General features: G+C 57.3%; 12 protein-coding genes and 1 pseudogene. 6 read left to right on the top strand and 7 right to left on the bottom strand.

What is annotated here, in order from left to right:
• Positions 1-66: 66 nt before the first annotated feature.
• The 3 genes from GBC55_RS14500 to arcD form a co-directional block, all read right to left on the bottom strand.
• Positions 67-1,077, bottom strand: coding sequence for an ornithine carbamoyltransferase (locus GBC55_RS14500; RefSeq protein ID WP_162438030.1), 1,011 nt, complete (start codon positions 1,075-1,077; stop codon positions 67-69).
• A gap of 70 nt (positions 1,078-1,147) precedes the next feature.
• Positions 1,148-2,404: an arginine deiminase gene (arcA, locus tag GBC55_RS14495; protein WP_162438029.1), complete on the bottom strand. Its 1,257-nt coding sequence runs from the start codon at positions 2,402-2,404 to the stop codon at positions 1,148-1,150.
• Positions 2,405-2,625: 221 nt separating this feature from the next.
• On the bottom strand, positions 2,626-4,119 hold the full coding sequence (arcD, locus tag GBC55_RS14490) for an arginine-ornithine antiporter (RefSeq protein WP_162438028.1): 1,494 nt from the start codon (positions 4,117-4,119) through the stop codon (positions 2,626-2,628).
• 282 nt (positions 4,120-4,401) lie between these two features.
• Here arcD and GBC55_RS14485 point away from each other — a divergent pair, with 282 nt between their 5' ends.
• Positions 4,402-6,684: a heavy metal translocating P-type ATPase gene (locus GBC55_RS14485; protein WP_162438027.1), complete on the top strand. Its 2,283-nt coding sequence runs from the start codon at positions 4,402-4,404 to the stop codon at positions 6,682-6,684.
• A 111-nt stretch (positions 6,685-6,795) separates the two neighbouring features.
• Positions 6,796-7,012, top strand: a pseudogene (locus GBC55_RS14480) (DUF3079 domain-containing protein).
• Positions 7,013-7,136: 124 nt separating this feature from the next.
• On the opposite strand, the gene GBC55_RS14475 reads toward GBC55_RS14480, so the two are convergent.
• The 4 genes from GBC55_RS14475 to GBC55_RS14460 are packed head-to-tail and all read right to left on the bottom strand — an operon-like array spanning position 7,137 to position 9,262.
• Positions 7,137-7,556, bottom strand: a complete 420-nt coding sequence (locus GBC55_RS14475) for a DUF6691 family protein (protein WP_162438025.1) — start codon at positions 7,554-7,556, stop codon at positions 7,137-7,139.
• Between the two features lie 2 nt (positions 7,557-7,558).
• Positions 7,559-7,993: a YeeE/YedE family protein gene (locus tag GBC55_RS14470; protein WP_162438024.1), complete on the bottom strand. Its 435-nt coding sequence runs from the start codon at positions 7,991-7,993 to the stop codon at positions 7,559-7,561.
• Entirely contained in the window at positions 7,974-8,165 is a 192-nt protein-coding gene (locus GBC55_RS14465) for a hypothetical protein (protein WP_162438023.1), read from the bottom strand. Before GBC55_RS14465 ends, GBC55_RS14470 begins: the two co-directional genes overlap by 20 nt.
• A gap of 29 nt (positions 8,166-8,194) precedes the next feature.
• The gene (locus tag GBC55_RS14460) at positions 8,195-9,262 is read right to left on the bottom strand and encodes an ArsO family NAD(P)H-dependent flavin-containing monooxygenase (RefSeq protein WP_178114304.1); all 1,068 of its coding nucleotides are present in this window, start codon (positions 9,260-9,262) and stop codon (positions 8,195-8,197) included.
• 1,731 nt (positions 9,263-10,993) lie between these two features.
• On the opposite strand from GBC55_RS14460, the gene GBC55_RS14455 reads away from it, so the two are divergent.
• The 4 genes from GBC55_RS14455 to GBC55_RS14440 all read left to right on the top strand — a co-directional run bounded on the left by GBC55_RS14455 (position 10,994) and on the right by GBC55_RS14440 (position 16,665).
• Positions 10,994-13,165: an ATP-binding protein gene (locus GBC55_RS14455; RefSeq protein ID WP_162438022.1), complete on the top strand. Its 2,172-nt coding sequence runs from the start codon at positions 10,994-10,996 to the stop codon at positions 13,163-13,165.
• 159 nt (positions 13,166-13,324) lie between these two features.
• A complete protein-coding gene (locus GBC55_RS14450; RefSeq protein WP_162438081.1) occupies positions 13,325-13,573 on the top strand; it encodes a hypothetical protein in 249 nt (82 codons plus the stop codon).
• A gap of 849 nt (positions 13,574-14,422) precedes the next feature.
• The gene (gene potE, locus GBC55_RS14445) at positions 14,423-15,763 is read left to right on the top strand and encodes a putrescine-ornithine antiporter (RefSeq protein ID WP_162438021.1); all 1,341 of its coding nucleotides are present in this window, start codon (positions 14,423-14,425) and stop codon (positions 15,761-15,763) included.
• The gene (locus GBC55_RS14440) at positions 15,760-16,665 is read left to right on the top strand and encodes an amino acid ABC transporter substrate-binding protein (RefSeq protein WP_162438020.1); all 906 of its coding nucleotides are present in this window, start codon (positions 15,760-15,762) and stop codon (positions 16,663-16,665) included. The genes potE and GBC55_RS14440 overlap by 4 nt, the downstream gene beginning before the upstream one ends.
• The last annotated feature ends 44 nt before the right edge of the window (positions 16,666-16,709 follow it).

Here is a 16,709-nt window from a genome sequence, read left to right as displayed (position 1 = left end):
GTCTCTGAAACACCGAGGTGTGGCCATCGCTGGCAAGCCAGCTCCCACAAGGAGCCAGGGTGGCCGTTAGAGATCTGCCAACGCCGACACCAGAATCGCCTTGATGGTGTGCATGCGGTTTTCCGCTTGCTCAAAGGCGATGTTGGCCGGCGATTCGAAGACCTCTTCAGTCACCTCAACGCCATTGGCCAAGTGCGGATAGCGCGCGGCAATGTCTTTGCCGATCTTGGTTTCGCTGTTGTGGAACGCGGGCAAACAGTGCATGAATTTCACGCGCGGGTTGCCCGAAGCCTTCATCATGGAGGCGTTGACCTGATACGGCATCAGTTGCTCGATGCGCTCGTCCCACGCTTCCACCGGTTCACCCATCGACACCCAGATGTCGGTGTGGATGAAGTCCACGCCTTTGACCGCTTCTTTCGGGTCTTCGGTGATGGTGATGCGTGCGCCACTGTCTTCGGCGAAGGCTTCGCATTGAGCAATGAAATCAGCGCGCGGCCACAAGGCTTTCGGTGCGGCGATGCGCACGTCCATGCCCAGTTTGGCGCCGATCATCAGCAGCGAATTACCCATGTTGTAGCGGGCGTCGCCGAGGTAAGCGTAGCTGATGTCGTGCAGCGGCTTGTCGCTGTGTTCACGCATGGTCAGGGTGTCGGCGATCATTTGCGTCGGATGGAATTCAGCGGTCAGTCCGTTGAACACCGGCACGCCGGCGAACTTGGCCAGCTCTTCGACGATTTCCTGTTCGAAGCCGCGGTATTCAATGGCGTCGAACATCCGCCCCAGCACGCGGGCGGTGTCCTTCATGCTTTCCTTGTGGCCGATCTGCGACGACACCGGGTCGATGTAGGTGACGTGAGCGCCTTGGTCGTGGGCCGCGACTTCGAAGGCGCAACGGGTGCGGGTCGAGGTTTTTTCGAAGATCAGCGCGATGTTCTTGCCTTGCAGGTGTGGACGCTCGGTGCCGGTGTACTTGGCGCGTTTGAGGTCACGGGACAAGTCCAGCAGGTAGTGCAGCTCGCGAGTCGTGTGGTGCATCAGCGAGAGCAGGCTGCGGTTGCGCATGTTGAAGGCCATGATGGGATCTCCTTGAGTTTGGGTTATCCACCTGCCCCCCGCTTGATGAGCGCGAAGCAGGGCACAGGAATCAATAGTCGATAGGATCGCGGATGATCGGGCAGGTCATGCAATGGCCACCACCACGCCCGCGACCGAGTTCGCCGGCGCTGATGGTGATGACTTCCACACCGGCCTTGCGCAGCAGCGTATTGGTGTAGGTGTTGCGGTCGTAGCCGATCACCACGCCCGGTTCCACGGCCACCACGTTGTTGCCGTCGTCCCACTGCTCGCGCTCGGCGGCGAAGCTGTTGCCACCGGTTTCCACCACGCGCAACGTTTTCAGGTTGAGCGCCTTGGCCACGGTGTCGAGGAAGTTGGTTTCTTCGCGACGAATGTCGATACCGCCCGGTTTGCTGTCGTCAGGGCGCAGGGTGAAGGCGACGATCTGGCTGACCACTTCCGGAAAAATCGTCACCAGGTCGCGGTCGCAGAAGCTGAACACGGTGTCCAGGTGCATCGCTGCGCGGGATTTCGGCAGGCCTGCGACGATTACGCGCTCTACGACGTTGTGCTTGAACAGGTTCACCGCCAGCTGGCCGATAGCCTGGCGCGAGGACCGTTCGCCCATGCCGATCAACACAACACCGTTACCGATGGGCATCACGTCGCCGCCTTCGAGTGTGGCGTTGCCGTGTTCCTGATCCGGATCGCCATACCAGATCTGGAAGTCAGCGTTGGTGAACTCCGGGTGGAATTTGTAGATGGCGCTGGCCAGCAACGTTTCCTGACGGCGCGCCGGCCAGTGCATCGGATTCAGCGTCACGCCACCGAAAATCCAGCAGGTGGTGTCGCGGGTGAACTGGGTGTTGGGTAACGGCGGCAGAATGAAGCTCGAGTGGCCGAGGAAATCGCGGAACATCTGAATGGTCTTGCCGCCGAAGCTGTCCGGCAGATCATCCGCCGACACGCCGCCAATCAGGAACTCGGCAATCTTGCGCGACTCCAGGCTGCGCAGCCACGAGCTGACTTCGTTGACCAGGCCCAAGCCCACTGAATTGGCGGTGATCTTGCGCTCCAGGATCCAGTTCAGGGCTTCAGGGATGGCGACGATGTCGGTCAGCAGGTTGTGCATTTCCAGTACGTCGACATTGCGCTCGCGCATTTTGGTGACGAAGTCGAAATGGTCGCGCTTGGCTTGGGCGACCCACAGCACATCATCGAAAAGAAGCTCGTCGCAGTTGTTCGGGGTCAGCCGCTGATGGGCCAGGCCGGGAGAGCAAACCATGACTTTGCGCAGTTTTCCGGCTTCGGAATGTACGCCGTACTTAACTTTTTCCGTGGTCATTGCAGTGATTCTCCAGATGACAACTCATTCCCTCTACACAACGAGGGCTTACAGGGTCGGGAAACTTAAACGGCATGCGTGCGCGGGTTGTGCGGATATCCTTAGGCAAACCATGGCCGCCTTGAACAGCGACCCAGGTTCGAGAAAATCAAAGATGAGCTGGCGGAACTGAGCGAAACTCGACCTGGCCTCGACGCTGGCGGCTTCCTGTGGTGCTGCCCCTACAACGACAGCGTCCCGGACCACAGCATCCAGCCGGCGAAGGCTGCCGCCGTCCAGATAATGATCAACAGTCCCGTCTCCGGGCCGCTGAGCGGTTGCCCCTGACGAGCCTTCATGGTGCCCAGGTAAATCAACGAACCGGGGGCGTAGAGCAAAGCGCTGAGCAACATGTATTTAGGCCCGGCGGCATACAGCAGCCACAGGCAATACAGCGAGGCGACCGAGGCGATAGCCATGTCGCGTAGTTGCAGTGCGCGGTGGCCGGCATAGCTCTGGCCCTGCCAGGTCAGCTTCAGCGCATACAGCCCGCTGAACAGGTACGGCAGCAGAATCATCGAGGTGGCCAGGGAAATCAGCGCGAGGTAACTGGCGCTCGAGTACAGCGTCAGTAACAGGAACAGTTGAATGCAGCCGTTGGTGATCCACAGCGCATTGACCGGTACACCCTGGGTGTTTTCCACGGCCAGCGCGCCCGGCATGACCTTTTCCTTGGCCGGTGTGAACACCGATTCCGCCGCCAGCAGCGTCCAGGCGAGCAGGGCGCCACCCACCGAAATGATCAAGCCAATGCTGATCAGCACCGCGCCCCATGGCCCGGCTGCGGCCTGAAGCACGCCGGCCATCGAAGGATTTTTCAGTGCGGCCAGTTCAGGTTGTCTGAGAATGCCCAGCGAGAGTAACGACACTGCAATCAACAGCAACAGGGTAATGACAAAGCCGATGACCGTGGCGCGGCCGACATTGGCCCGCTCCGCTGCGCGGGCAGAGAACACATTGGCGCCCTCGATACCGATGAACACCCAGACAGTCACCAACATGGTGCTTTTGACTTGATCGAGGGTGCTGCCCAGTGCGGGCGCCCCCCAGAAGTCGACACTGAAGGTTTCACGCTGGAAAGCCGCTATCACCACACCGATAAACAGCAGCAACGGCACGATCTTGGCCACCGTCGTCAACGCGTTGGCCCGCGCTGCCGTGTGCATGCCCCGCAGAATCATCCAGTGCAATGACCACAGCACCACGGACGCCCCGGCAATCGCAGCTTTGTTATTGCCTTCACCGAACAGGGGGAAGAAATAACTCAGCGCAGCGAACAAAATCACCAGGTAGCTGACGTTGCCGATCCAGGCACTGATCCAGTAGCCCCAGGCTGAGTTGAAACTGAGGTATTCGCCACCCAAGGCGCGGGCGTAGGCGAACACGCCGTTGTCCAGCGCCGGTTGGCGGTTGGACAAGGTCTGATAGACCAGCGCCAGCGACAGCATGCCGACGCCGGTGATCAGCCAGCCAATCAGAATCGCCCCGCCCCCGGCACTGGTCGCCATGTTTTGCGGCAGGCTGAAAATGCCGCTGCCGATCATCGAACCGACCACCAGGGCAATCAGCAGGCTCAAGGACAGCCGCTTGGGTTCCACCTTTTGCAAACTGCCTGCAAGGGGGTGGGTGGCAGTCGGCGGGACGACCGGTTGGGTGCCTTGCAGCTGCGTAGCCATGGGAGTCTCCACGAAACGAGAGTTTCTGCACTCATCGAAGGCGATGGTGCGAATGCTGACCCCAATTTCTGCGTGAACGTGCAACGTCGGTTTGATCTAGATCAGTAAGAGGGAAAGCAGCCGATTCATCCGGGCGCAGCCATGACATGTTTTGTGTCCAACGCCTCAATTGCTGCGCACCGGCGGACACGAAAGACATTCGAGTCCTAAGCTCTATCTCGATGAGCGGCAGATGTTTTTACAGCGAGGCATGCGAATCGCTTTTTTGAGGAACTCACTTCGATGCTCAGTAAGTGGCTGGACCCCCTACTATTGCTGCTCACCGCACTGACGCTGCTGGCCGGGGGCGTCGCGCATATTACGCAGAAACCTGATTGGGCATCGATGTGCTGGGCAGCAGGCAGTCTGGTGATGTCTGCGGTACTGCTCGTTGAAATCGTCAGGCGTCTGGCCCGGCGCGAGGCTGGTGTGGACCTGATCGCGCTGCTGTCGATCACCGCCGCTCTGGTCTTCGAGCAGACACTGGTGGCCGCGGTGATCGCCTTAATGCTGGCGTCCGGGCGGACCCTGGAGTTTTTCACCAAGCAACGCGCCGAGCGCGAGCTTCGTGCGCTTATCGATCGGGCGCCACGTTTTGCCTGGTTACAGGAGGAGGGTGGCTTGCGCAAGATCCCCGTTGAGCAGGTCCAACTGCATCAAACATTGTTGGTGCGACTGGGGGAGGTGATACCGGTCGACGGTCGGCTGCTGAGTCCTGCGGCGATTCTGGATGAATCGGCGCTCAGTGGTGAGTCGTTGCCCGTAACCCGTCGAGAGGGCGAGCAACTGTCCAGTGGCGTGTCCAATGTCGGTGCGCCCATTCTGCTAATCACCACGCGAACGGCCGCGCAGAGTACCTATGCAGGCATAGTGCGGCTGGCCGAGGCGGCACGCCGTTCACGCGCACCCTTCGTTCGCCTGGCCGACCGCTATGCATTGTTCTTCATCCCACTGACGTTGCTGCTTGCCGGATTGGCTTGGTATTTGAGTGGAGATCCTTTGCGAGCGCTGGCAGTGCTGGTGGTGGCCACACCTTGCCCTTTGATTCTGGCTGTACCGATTGCCATCATGTCGGGTATTTCGAGGGCCGCGCGGCGCGGAATCCTGATCAAGGACGGCGTGACCCTGGAAGCGTTGGCCGCAATCAAGCAGGTGTTCCTCGACAAGACCGGCACGCTGACCAGCGGCCACGCCCGTCTGCAGTCGATAGAGGTCAACGGACTGGCCGATCCGCAGCGCCTGCTTGGCCTGGCCGCTTCACTGGCGCAGGCCTCGACGCATCCTGTCTCGCAGGCAATTGTTGAAGCGGCGCATCAGCGTCAATTGCCTCTCAGCGTCCCGCAGGACGTAGAAGAAAGCCCGGGCTCTGGACTTTCTGGGCATGTCGATGGCGTGCAGGTGCGTTTCGGCACGTTGTCTTTTGCTCACAAAGACGCCCCTGGAACTGACTGGGTCGACGCCATGCTACGGCACATGGATTACCTGGCGTGCAGTGGTAGCTTCATCGACGTGGATGGGAAACTCGCGGGCCTGCTGATTTTCTCGGACAACGTTCGGCGCGAAACGCCGCAGACTTTGCGTCGACTGCGCAATAGAGGTATCGAAAAGATCGTCATGCTAACCGGGGACCGCCTGGAAACCGCCGAGATGATTGCGCTGTCCGCCGGGATTGACGAGCTGCATGCCGGGTTGACCCCTGAGGATAAAGTGCGTGCGGTACAGCAAGCGAGCCTGCGCACTAGCACATTGATGGTCGGCGATGGCATCAACGACGCCCCCGCGCTTGCGGCGGCCAATGTCGGTGTAGCCATGGGGGCCAGCGGTGCCACTGCTTCTGCACAAGCCGCTGGTGTTGTGCTGCTGGTGGATCGTCTGGATCGTCTGGTCGAGGCGCTGGACATTGCCCGACGCACCCGCGACATCGCCCGCCAGGGCGTGCTGGTCGGCATGGGAATGTCGTTACTGGCCATGGTGGTGGCGGCCCTCGGTTACCTGCCGCCGCTGATTGGCGCCGTAGTGCAGGAGGGCATCGACGTGGTGATCATCATTAACGCCTTGCGGGCACTGGGGCCGTTGCGGGGGCTGAGAAAACGAAAGCTTACCGCTGAGAATATTGATCGCCTGCAAGCTGAACACCAGCAACTCTCCACCGTACTGAGCGATTTGCACCAACTGGCCAACGACTTCGCCCAGCGCCCACTTGCGCAAGCACAAGCCGACCTGGTGGCGCTGGTCAACAAGCTGCAAACATCACTGGCGCAGCATGAACACGAAGATGAAGACACACTGTACCCCCTGCTGACGCGAAGCCTGCCAGGCGAGGACCCGATGTCTGCCATGAGTCACGTTCACCGGGAGATCTTTCGACTTATCCATTTACTGGCGCGCATGAGTAGCGACTTCAGCGCCGCCCCCGCAACGCAACCGACTGATGAGATCCAGCATCAATTGATTCGTCTGGATACCCTCGTGCGACTGCATTTTGATCAGGAGGAGGAACTGTTTCGTTATCTGGATTGGCGCTAGAAAAACAAGTCCGGCAAAAGGGGCTGACATGAGTAAGACCAATGAGCATCCGGTAAGAATAACGGTTCGACGGGGGGGCACCCAGATGGACTTCAACGACCGGAGATCGGCATGACCAAGAACTTCCCCATCAACCCCAAGCACCCCGAACGGATCTGTTGGGGGTGCGACCGGTATTGTCCGGCGAAATCTCTGGTCTGCGGCAATGGCTCCGACCGGACGATGCATCCGGCCGAACTATTCGGCGAGGATTGGCGAGCCTGGTGACTGGGGCATCGAGAGGCTCATCACTACTGACAAACCGACAGATGACGCCGCCGTTCCCTGAACGGGTGGTCAGAGCGAGTAGTGGGGCAGCGTCGTGCCATAGGGAGGCCCACAACAGGTGGCGTCAGGAGGCTCTCACGGCATACTCACTCAAGCCAAAGGCGACGTTCATGGCGATCGCCCTATCAATGGCTGCGCCGGCGCTCCAGCGCAGTGAACAACAACATGCCAGCCAGCATGGCTAACATGAATACGAAGGCTTGCCAGTGTCCAGTTAACAGGATGGCCACTGCGGGACCAGGACAGATGCCTGCTATTCCCCAGCCAATGCCAAATAACAGACTGCCGCCAATCAGGCGCGAGTCCAACTCACGTTTGATCGGTATCTGCATGGGTTTTCCGAGTAGCGAACTCGATTGCTGGCGTGCCCAGGTGAGCGGGCTGATCGCTACGCCAATTGCCCCAACCATGACGAACGCCAGGGAAGGGTCCCAGGCACCGGCTAAGTCCAGGAAAGCCAGTACTTTTCCCGGGTTGGCCATGCCTGCCAGAAGTAGGCCCAAGCCGAACAGCAGGCCGGCAATGAATGCACTCAGTTTGATCAAGTTCAACCTCCCAGCAAATGACGCAAGACAAACACCGTAGCGAAACCACTGAACATGAAACACACCGTGGCGACCATAGAGCGCAGCGACAGGCGTGATAGGCCGCATACCCCATGTCCACTCGTGCAGCCCGAACCGTAGCGGGTGCCGATGCCCACCAATACTCCGGCGATGGTTAGTCCGAACCAACCGCTCTGGAATTCAATATGGGGCAGGGTGGCAAACAGTCCCCATAAAAGCGGAGCGATGAGCAGGCCCAGGAGGAACAGCGCTTTCTCAATGGCTCCCTCGCTGCGATGCTGTAAAAGACTGCCGATCAGACCGCTGATGCCTGCGATGCGCCCGTTGGCAACGACGAAGAGACTGGCAGCCAGACCAATCAATGCGCCACCGGCCAGCGATGACCAGGGAGTGAAGTTAAGCCAATCGACATTCATGAAGCTTCTCCAGCGCAAATTGTTGTTCCAGGGTTTGGAGTATCGTCAATGCTGCGATGGAAAACGCAATGGCGACCGTCCACCGCAAGCGCCTGGCTGCCGAGTTTGCAGCAACGCCGAAAATGGAAACCAGTTCTATAACGGCCACCGACAGCACGAACAACGCGTCCATCCCGCGCTCCTGACCCGGGGCTGGCCGACTCACTGCGCCGTTAAAAACTGCTCAATCTCCTCAACGGTACTGCGCGCCGTGCGGGTGACGCCGATCAGTGTTGCGGAAGCGGCGCCTGTCCAGTCTCCATAACCCACCAACCACAAGCGCGGCTCGCGAATCGAATGCGTGCCTTCGACGGCGACACGTCCATCGGCGGTGCACACGCCCAGTGATTCCAGATAGCCGAGGGCGGGGCGGAAACCGGTGCACCAGATCACCGCATCGACCGGTGTTTGCGAGCCATCGACCCACGCCACACCGGTTTCGGTGAAGCGCTGGAAAGGTCGAACTGCGTGCAGCACACCACGCTCGCGGGCGTCGAGCACCGGCGGCACCATCACGATATCGCCCAACCCGCCGATCGGTTGCTCAACGACGATGCCGGCGAGTTGGGCTTTCCAGCGTTCGGTGGCGCGTTCGAACAGCACTCGCCCATCGACGTCATCTGCGAGAAATTGCGGCGGCTGCGGGGTGATCCATATGGCATCGGCCACTTGGGAGACTTCAGCGAGGATCTGCGCGCCGGAGTTGCCGCCTCCCACCACCAGGACTTTTTTCCCGGCAAACGGCTTGGCGTCGACGTAGTGGGCCGAATGCAATTGCTCTCCGGTAAAGGTTTCGCTGCAGGGGTAACGCGGCACGAAGGGATGGCGCCAGGTACCGGTTGCACTGACCACCGTGCGCGCCAGCCAGCTGCGGCCCTGGGCCTTGACGTGCAGGCGATTGTCCCGGCGCTCAATAGCATCTACCCAATAGGGGCGTTCGATGGGGAAATGGTAGCGCTGTTCATACTGGCGCAGGTAATCGAGTACGTTGTCGCGGCTCGGGTAGCCGTCCGTGACCGGCGGCATCATCCAGCCGGGGATGGAGCTCCAGGTTGAAGGTGAAAACAGTCGCAGCGAATTCCAGCCGTGCCGCCAGGCGCCGCCAGGCCCTTGTTCGGCATCGATGATCACGAAGGAGCGCTTGGTTCTGCGCAGGAAGTAAGCCACGGCGAGTGCGGACTGGCCGCCGCCGATAATGGCGACATCCACTTCGGTGGGGATAGAAGGCATGGCGAATCCTCAGGATACGAGCGTCAAACCAAGGTAACCCATGCCGATTGACTGTTTGTTGATGTTCCTCAAGCGTTCGGTACATCGGCTCAAAACGCCAATTTACTCGCGAGATGGGGATCTCAGAAGCGGATTGGAGAAATTGGTTTCAATTCTCGAAGTCGCAAGCAAGAGCAGGCTACTCAGAAGCAATGCAGACACATGATTTAACATAATATACATTACACGCAATACCAGGTTACAAGATTAGCCCGGTTGCACGCAGATCTGAAAGCCCGCTTTTCTCCTCCAGGACCGGATTTCGCATATAGGCGTTTTTAGCATGGAAAGCATTCACCGTGACATTTCTGGCTGGTGATCAGCAGACCTCTTTCACGCTCATGGATTTGCTGATGTTCCGCGTAGTTATCCCGAAAAAGCTTTTCCGAGTCTGGCAATGCGTGCCCCGTGTTTAGATTCACAGAGTCGTTTGGTTTGACGCAGCTATTGATGGACAGCCTGTTGTTTACAAATCTACTAACGGCATACGCACAGCATGCACGTCGCTGTGTGAAATCTGCGGCACTCAGCATGGCGCTCGTGCGCAGATTTCAAGTACTGCCATACGCAGGAAAGACAATGCTGGGTAATCTTCACGCAGGTGTGGAATGTTCAGGCGCGTACCTGCGATCAGCGGCTAGAGAGCATTTCCTGCCAGCCAACACCTTGTAGGCCGGCTACAGTGTGTGGATGTCTGATCAGCAATCTGACTTACTCCTAACGCTACTTAACAAATCAAAAAAATCCAGTTTCTGAACCTCGGTGTTAACCCGGTCCGCCTGGCGTACCAAGGGTCTAAAACGCTCCGTATCGCTGCTTAATCATCAGGAATTGCGGACTGAAACTTCAGCGTTTATCATCTTTTTCATTATTCTGTCAGCCACGACTGCAATCATCAGTTAGATGCACCCTGCCCCTATATATGAAGATCGTTAGCTAACTACACTAAACGGCTATTTAGTAGAGTTATGTTTGTTTGGAAATACCCGCCCTTCAAGGTATCTCGACTCTGATAATCCATCGGCGACTTTTTAATGATGGATCTTCCTACCCTCGCTCACCATCCAGTGCACACCAATACCGTCGACATCCTCGGGTTACGCGTTTGCCGTTTGATCTACAAATCTAAATCAAGGCCCGAAAGGTTCGGGGCTTGATCATGTCAGCGCGCATTAGGGGTTGTGTCCTCCACCGCCACTCATCCCGCCGTCTTTGCGCCCCATATCGGATGAATCGTCATCAGCAACATTGCTATCGCGTCCACCGCTGGACGATTGATCTGGCTTGCGGGACTGTTGTCCGCCTGAAGCCTGGCCACCTTTCTGGCCTGGTTTGGACATGTCCTGTTTATCGTCGGCGAACTCCCCTCCCCGATTCGTCCCCTGTCCGCCTCCGGACATGCGATCACTATCACGGGATTGTTGGTGCCCGCCTGAAACAATGAAACTACAGCGCTCGCGACGAGTGGATTCACGCGGATGGTTCTATTGAGAACACGCGCATACGACTGACGGTTCATAGACGTCCATCGACGCAGCCTTACGCCGATCTCCATACCAAAGCCTCGATGTTTACTAGACTTGATAAGCGGCAACTAAAGCGTTGTTCTTTAGCGGAGGGCGTACCGATCATGGAAATTGAACCTGGGCTGCGCTCAGGCCTCGGATACTAAAACCCCTCATTGGTGAACCTATGACAATCGAGGACACGCTACTTCGCCAGCGCAAAGTGCTTGCCAAATTTGGCGAGCTTGCCTTGGCGTCAGATGACCTGGAACACATCCTCGATGAGGCCTGTCGATTAGTCGGCGACGCCCTCGAAACCAATCTCGCCAAATTTATGCTGCTCGAAGGAGACGGCATCACATTCTTCGTGAGGAATGGCGTGGGTTGGGCGCCCGATGTCGTTGGGAAAGTTCGAGTAAAAGCATCTGAAGACAGTCCGGAGTTGTACTCCCTCAATACCCATGCGCCCGTTGTCTCGACAGATATTGCGACGGAAACCCGTTTCCGTTATCACGACTTTCAGAAAGACAACGGGGTAAAAGCCTTCGTCAATGTTTTAGTCCATGGCGCCAAGGGTGAACGCCCCTTTGGAATCTTCGAGGTTGATAGTCGCACTCCCCGTGAGTTTACAGACAGCGATATCGACTTCCTCCGGGGTTACAGCAACTTGCTGGGCGCAGTGTTGAAGCGTTCCAACACCCAGGAAACCATGCGATTTACGGAACAAAGATTGCGTGAAAGCGAGCGACATTACCGCATCGCAGCCGAGTTGAATCCGCTATGGCCCTGGTCTGCTGACAAGGACGGCAACCTTCTCTCTATTGACCCACGCTGGTATGAGTACACCGGATTGTCACCTGCGCAAACATTGGAACGCGAATGGGCCAACGCCGCTTACCCAGCGGATCAGGTGTCAATCGCCGCACTGTGGACTCAGTCACTGGGCACGCTGCAGCCCTTCGATTTACAAATACGCTTGCGAAAACAGGGTGGCGATTACCGTTGGTTTAGAGTTCGGGCGCTATGCAGTTTCGATGCAGCCGGACAATGCGAGCAATGGTATGGCACCTTCGAGGACATCGACGAACGGGTACAGCTGGAAAGCGCACTGCGCGAATGGAATGACTTGCTCGAAGACCGTATCGCGCAACGTACTCAGCAACTTGAGGACGAACAGCATGAGCGCGCCGTGATGGAATCCAAGCTTCGGCAAAGTCAGAAAATGGAAGCTGTCGGGCAACTGACAGGCGGCATAGCCCATGACTTCAATAATCTGTTGGCGGGCGTCATGGGTAGTCTGGAGCTGATGCAGCGACGCATAGACGCTGGCCGTTTCTCCGACCTGGCTCGCTTTAACGCCTTGGCGATGACCTCTGCTTCTCGGGCGGCGGCGCTAACGCAACGTCTCTTGACGTTTTCTCGTCAGCAATCACTCGAGCCCGAACTGTTGGAACCTCGCCAAGTTGTGGCCGGCCTTGAAGACCTCATTCGTCGTACAGTCGGGCCCAGCATCATTGTCGAGTGCTCGTTCCGTGCAAACGATCGTATCCGGTGCGACCTCAACCAGCTGGAAAATGCCCTGCTCAATCTTGCGATCAACGCCAGAGACGCAATGCCGGAAGGAGGCGCGATTGATCTGGAGGTCGACCGATGCGTCATGGATGAAGCGTCCTCCTCCGACAAAATGTTGCCACCTGGGGCTTATGTGAGCATCTCCGTCACCGATACAGGTACTGGCATCAATCCAGACATCTTGTCGCGCATATTCGACCCGTTTTTTACGACCAAGAAGATTGGTGAAGGAACAGGATTAGGTCTTTCGATGATCTACGGATTTACCCAGCAATCGGGTGGACAGGTAAAAGTTCACAGCAGTGTGGGTGTTGGAACAACGGTGACCCTGTATTTTCCAGTCGACAATTCGCCTCCTGATGACGCTCAGAAAGCCTCGGACAAATCTCATCAGCCAGAGCCATTCGGCAATAATGAAACTGTTTTGCTGGTGGACGACGAAGCGGTCGTTCGGCAGACAACATCGGAGCTTTTATCCGAAATCGGTTATCACGTCATTGAAGCAGTCGATAGCGTGTCAGCAATGAAGCAAGCGGAAAATATCGAGCATCTGGATTTACTCTTAACCGATATAGGCCTTCCTGGATCAATGAACGGAATCGGTTTATCGGCCGAACTCAGGACCAGGTATCCGAAACTCAAAGTGCTTTTTATCACCGGCTTCGCGGGTGGCGCGAGATTGGTCACGGTCGATGCGACCACCGGGATTTTAACCAAGCCTTTTAGTCTGAATGACCTCAGATCGCGCGTGAGCGATTTAATAAACTCGTCTCCCGATAGCCATTAGCGCACTCCCCTTACCGTTCAGGTCGCGGAGTCCTTTCGCCGGCGATGGTCGTGATGCCACACATCAAAAAAGTTGAACCGCTTTTCGACGCGCTCGCCTAATGATCAGCTTGTGGAAAAATCCCATAGGCAATTTGCCAACAACGGCATAATCCGAGAGGTGGTCAACGTGGCTAAAGACGATAAGAAATCCAAAGGTGAAGCTTCTAAAGCCAGCAAGGAATTGAAAGACAAGAAGGCATCACCGGAAAAAAAATCAGCAGCGGCCTCGGCTCTTTCGAAATCTTCTGAAAAGAAAGACAAGAAAAAAGATGCCGAACCGAAGAAGTCTGCAAAAAAAGCTGATAGCAAGCCAGAAAAGGCGAAGAAATCAGAGAAGGCAGACAAGCCAGCGAAGAAGAAAAAGTGACAACTGCTATCGGCTAGGGCTTTACGCCCTAGCTTTTTTTGGCTGGGTTTCCATCTTGTGTCGTACGGCCTCTGATGTTGTGAGCGGCCACCCTCCTCTATCAAAACTGCCTGCTTCTACGACGATCCGACAATCGGTCTGACGCCCCCTCACTCCCATTTCAACTACAGCAACCGTCTTCAACAAGGGCGTCATCGCGTTGCGCATTTTTTAGTTTAATCAGCGATCTAGCGAGAAAGAGCAGTCCGTTTCGAGACTGTCATGTCATCAAGTTGACGAACGCGTGTCATGGTTTCGGTCGCATGTAAGACCGCTGAACGTGCGTCTGGACGTCAGGGCGTCGTAAATCAGGAATCAGATTCTCTGATTTGATCTATACACAATATGTCAAATCTTCCGGTTTCAAACTCATCGTTGTAAACAGCCAGGCATCTACCCTGAAACGCCCCGGCGTGACTGCCGACTGGGAGAACTTTTCAATGAGTGCTTTGAAAGTCGTTGCCCTTGATACGGTTCTGATCACCTTCCCGGCTTCTCGCCAATTCTTTCGCGAGCACACCCTGAGATTTCTTCGACGACGACGCTGAACGACGAACAGTTCATCCCGAGGAAGAACGACTACCCTCTTCTGCTGTTGAACCTGCGTAAGTACAACCCCGGCATCTTCGTCACCTGACGGTGAGGTGTCACGAGTTGAATGTCGAGTTCGGAGGGCGGGTTACTTGCCACTCCATGTTGAGAGCGTGACGAAAAAAGTTTCAACTAATAAGTTTCAACCCTTCCCCCTCGCGGCGCAGTAACCCGCAGGCCCCAGCGTCACCGGCTGTTCATCCGAGCAAGGAGTGTGCGATGGCTGATTCAAGCAAGAAAATGAGCCTGATGGGGCTCACGACGTTGGTCACGGTCAACATGATGGGGTCTGGCATTATCATGTTGCCCACCAACATGGCTCAACTGGGTGCCGTTTCACTGTTGTCGTGGGTCTTTACTGCAATTGGTTCGATGGCCATTGCGTATTGCTTCGCTCAGTGCGGCGTGTTCTGTCCGCGATCTGGCGGTTTGTCCGCGTACACCGAAGAAGCCCACTCCAAATCAGGCTTTTTCCTGTGTTCGTACCTGTATTTTCTGTCGCTGGCGATCGCCAACGTGGCGGTGGCCATTTCCGCGGTCGGTTATATGTCCGCTTTTTTTCCCTGGCTAAGCAGCGGTGCCATTCCCCTGTTCGTCGGCACGGTCGGGTTGATCTGGCTGACCATCGTCGCCAACTTCGGGGGACCCGGCATCACCGGCAAGATCGGGGCTTTCACGGTCTGGGGCGTGATCATACCGGTGGCCGGCTTGAGCATCATTGGCTGGTTCTGGTTCAAGCCCGATGTACTGGTGGCCGCCTGGAACCCCAATAGCCTGCCCATTTCCGAAGCCATCTCCAAAGCCATCCCGCTGACCCTCTGGGCCTTCCTGGGCATGGAGTCGGCCGCTCAAGCCACCGATGCGGTGGAGAATCCCAAGCGCAATGTGCCGCTGGCTTGTCTGTTCGGGACGCTCGGCGCAGCGGTGGTTTACGTCCTTTCGACCACCGTCATCCAGGGCATCATTCCTAACGCCGAGCTGGCCAATTCCTCGGCGCCGTTCGCGCTGGTCTACGCAAAAATTTTCAACCCAATGGTGGGCAACATCATCATGGCGCTGGCGGTGATGGCCTGTGTGGGTTCGCTGTTGGGTTGGCAATTTACGCTGGCGCAAACCGCCAAGATGACGGCCGACCAGAACCTGTTTCTCAAACTGTTCAGCAAGGTTAATTCCATGAACGCGCCTGTCGTCGGCATGATTGCCTGCGGCGTGCTGCAGACCCTGATGGCCCTGTCGACCATCTCCCCCGATGCCGCTGCGCAGTTCAGCAAACTGGTCAGTCTGGCGGCAGTGACCAACTTGATTCCGTACATAACAGCGCTCACCGGCCTGCTGGTGATCATGCACAAAGCCAACGTCGGGTCTGCGGTGTACACGCGCAACCTGGTGGTGTTGCTGATTGCGGTGGCCTACTCGTTGTATGCCTTGTACGCCTGCGGCAAGGATGCGGTGATGGGCGGCACGCTGGTCCTGGCCTTCGGCTACTTGCTCTATGGCTTCCTCGCCAAGCGATTTGTCAACGAACCGGTAGCTGATCTGAATAGGGGGAACAGCCTATGAACCTGTTATCGACCAAACCGTTGAGCATGCTGCTCGCTTGCGTGCTCTCGATGCTGCCGGTGATAGCCGGTGCCGATACCCTGGAGCGTGTGCGCGCCAGCAACACCCTGACGTTGGGCTACCTACCGGACTTCGCTCCGTTCAGCACCCGCGTTGGTGACAAGGCCAATGGTTACGCCATGGATCTGTGCCTGAAAATCGCTGACCAGGTCAAGACCGAACTGGGACTGCCGTCGTTGCAGGTGCGCCTCGAGGCGATAAAGATTGCCGAAGAGGTGAGCGCCGTCAGCTCCGGCAGAATCGACATCCTCTGTACGCCGACGGCCGCTACGCTGGAGCGACGCAAATCAGTGAGCTACTCGATACCGGTCTACACGGCGGGACTCTCTGCCGTGGTCCACAAACACTCACCCGAAGCCTTGATCAAGGTACTCAACGGCGAGGTGGCGAATGACGGCCCAACCTGGCGAGCGACAATCAACAACGGCCTGGCCAGGCAAACCTACGCCACCGCCGAAGGTGGCGTCACGGAGCAGTGGGTACGCCAGCAGATGCGTTTACTCGGCGTGATCGCCACCTTGGTCACGGTGAAGAATAACGATGACGGGATCAAGCTGGTCGCCGACGGAAAAGCCGATGCGTTCTTCGCCGATCGCATACTGCTGAAAAGCCGTATCGCGAGGGACTACCCCAACGGCGAGCTGGTGGTGCTGGGCCGTATCTATGAGTACGCGCCGGCGTCGATGATGGTCGAGCGCGGCGATGAAGACTTCCGCCTGCTGGTCGATACGGTATTGAGTGAGATGTATCGCTCGGGCGAGATCGAACAGGCTTACGACAAGTACCTGGGAGGCATCAGCGATTCGGCGAAAAAACTCTTCAGCGCCTACGCCTTGCCTTAGCGGCTGCACCCGGCGGGCCGCCTCCGGGTGTAATGCTTCACTTA

The sequence above is a fragment of the Pseudomonas sp. TNT3 genome (assembly GCF_010095445.2).
Classification (GTDB): Bacteria; Pseudomonadota; Gammaproteobacteria; order Pseudomonadales; family Pseudomonadaceae; genus Aquipseudomonas.
The sequence above is the reverse complement of the archived record's forward strand: the minus strand, read 5'-3'. Positions and strand labels throughout refer to the sequence as shown.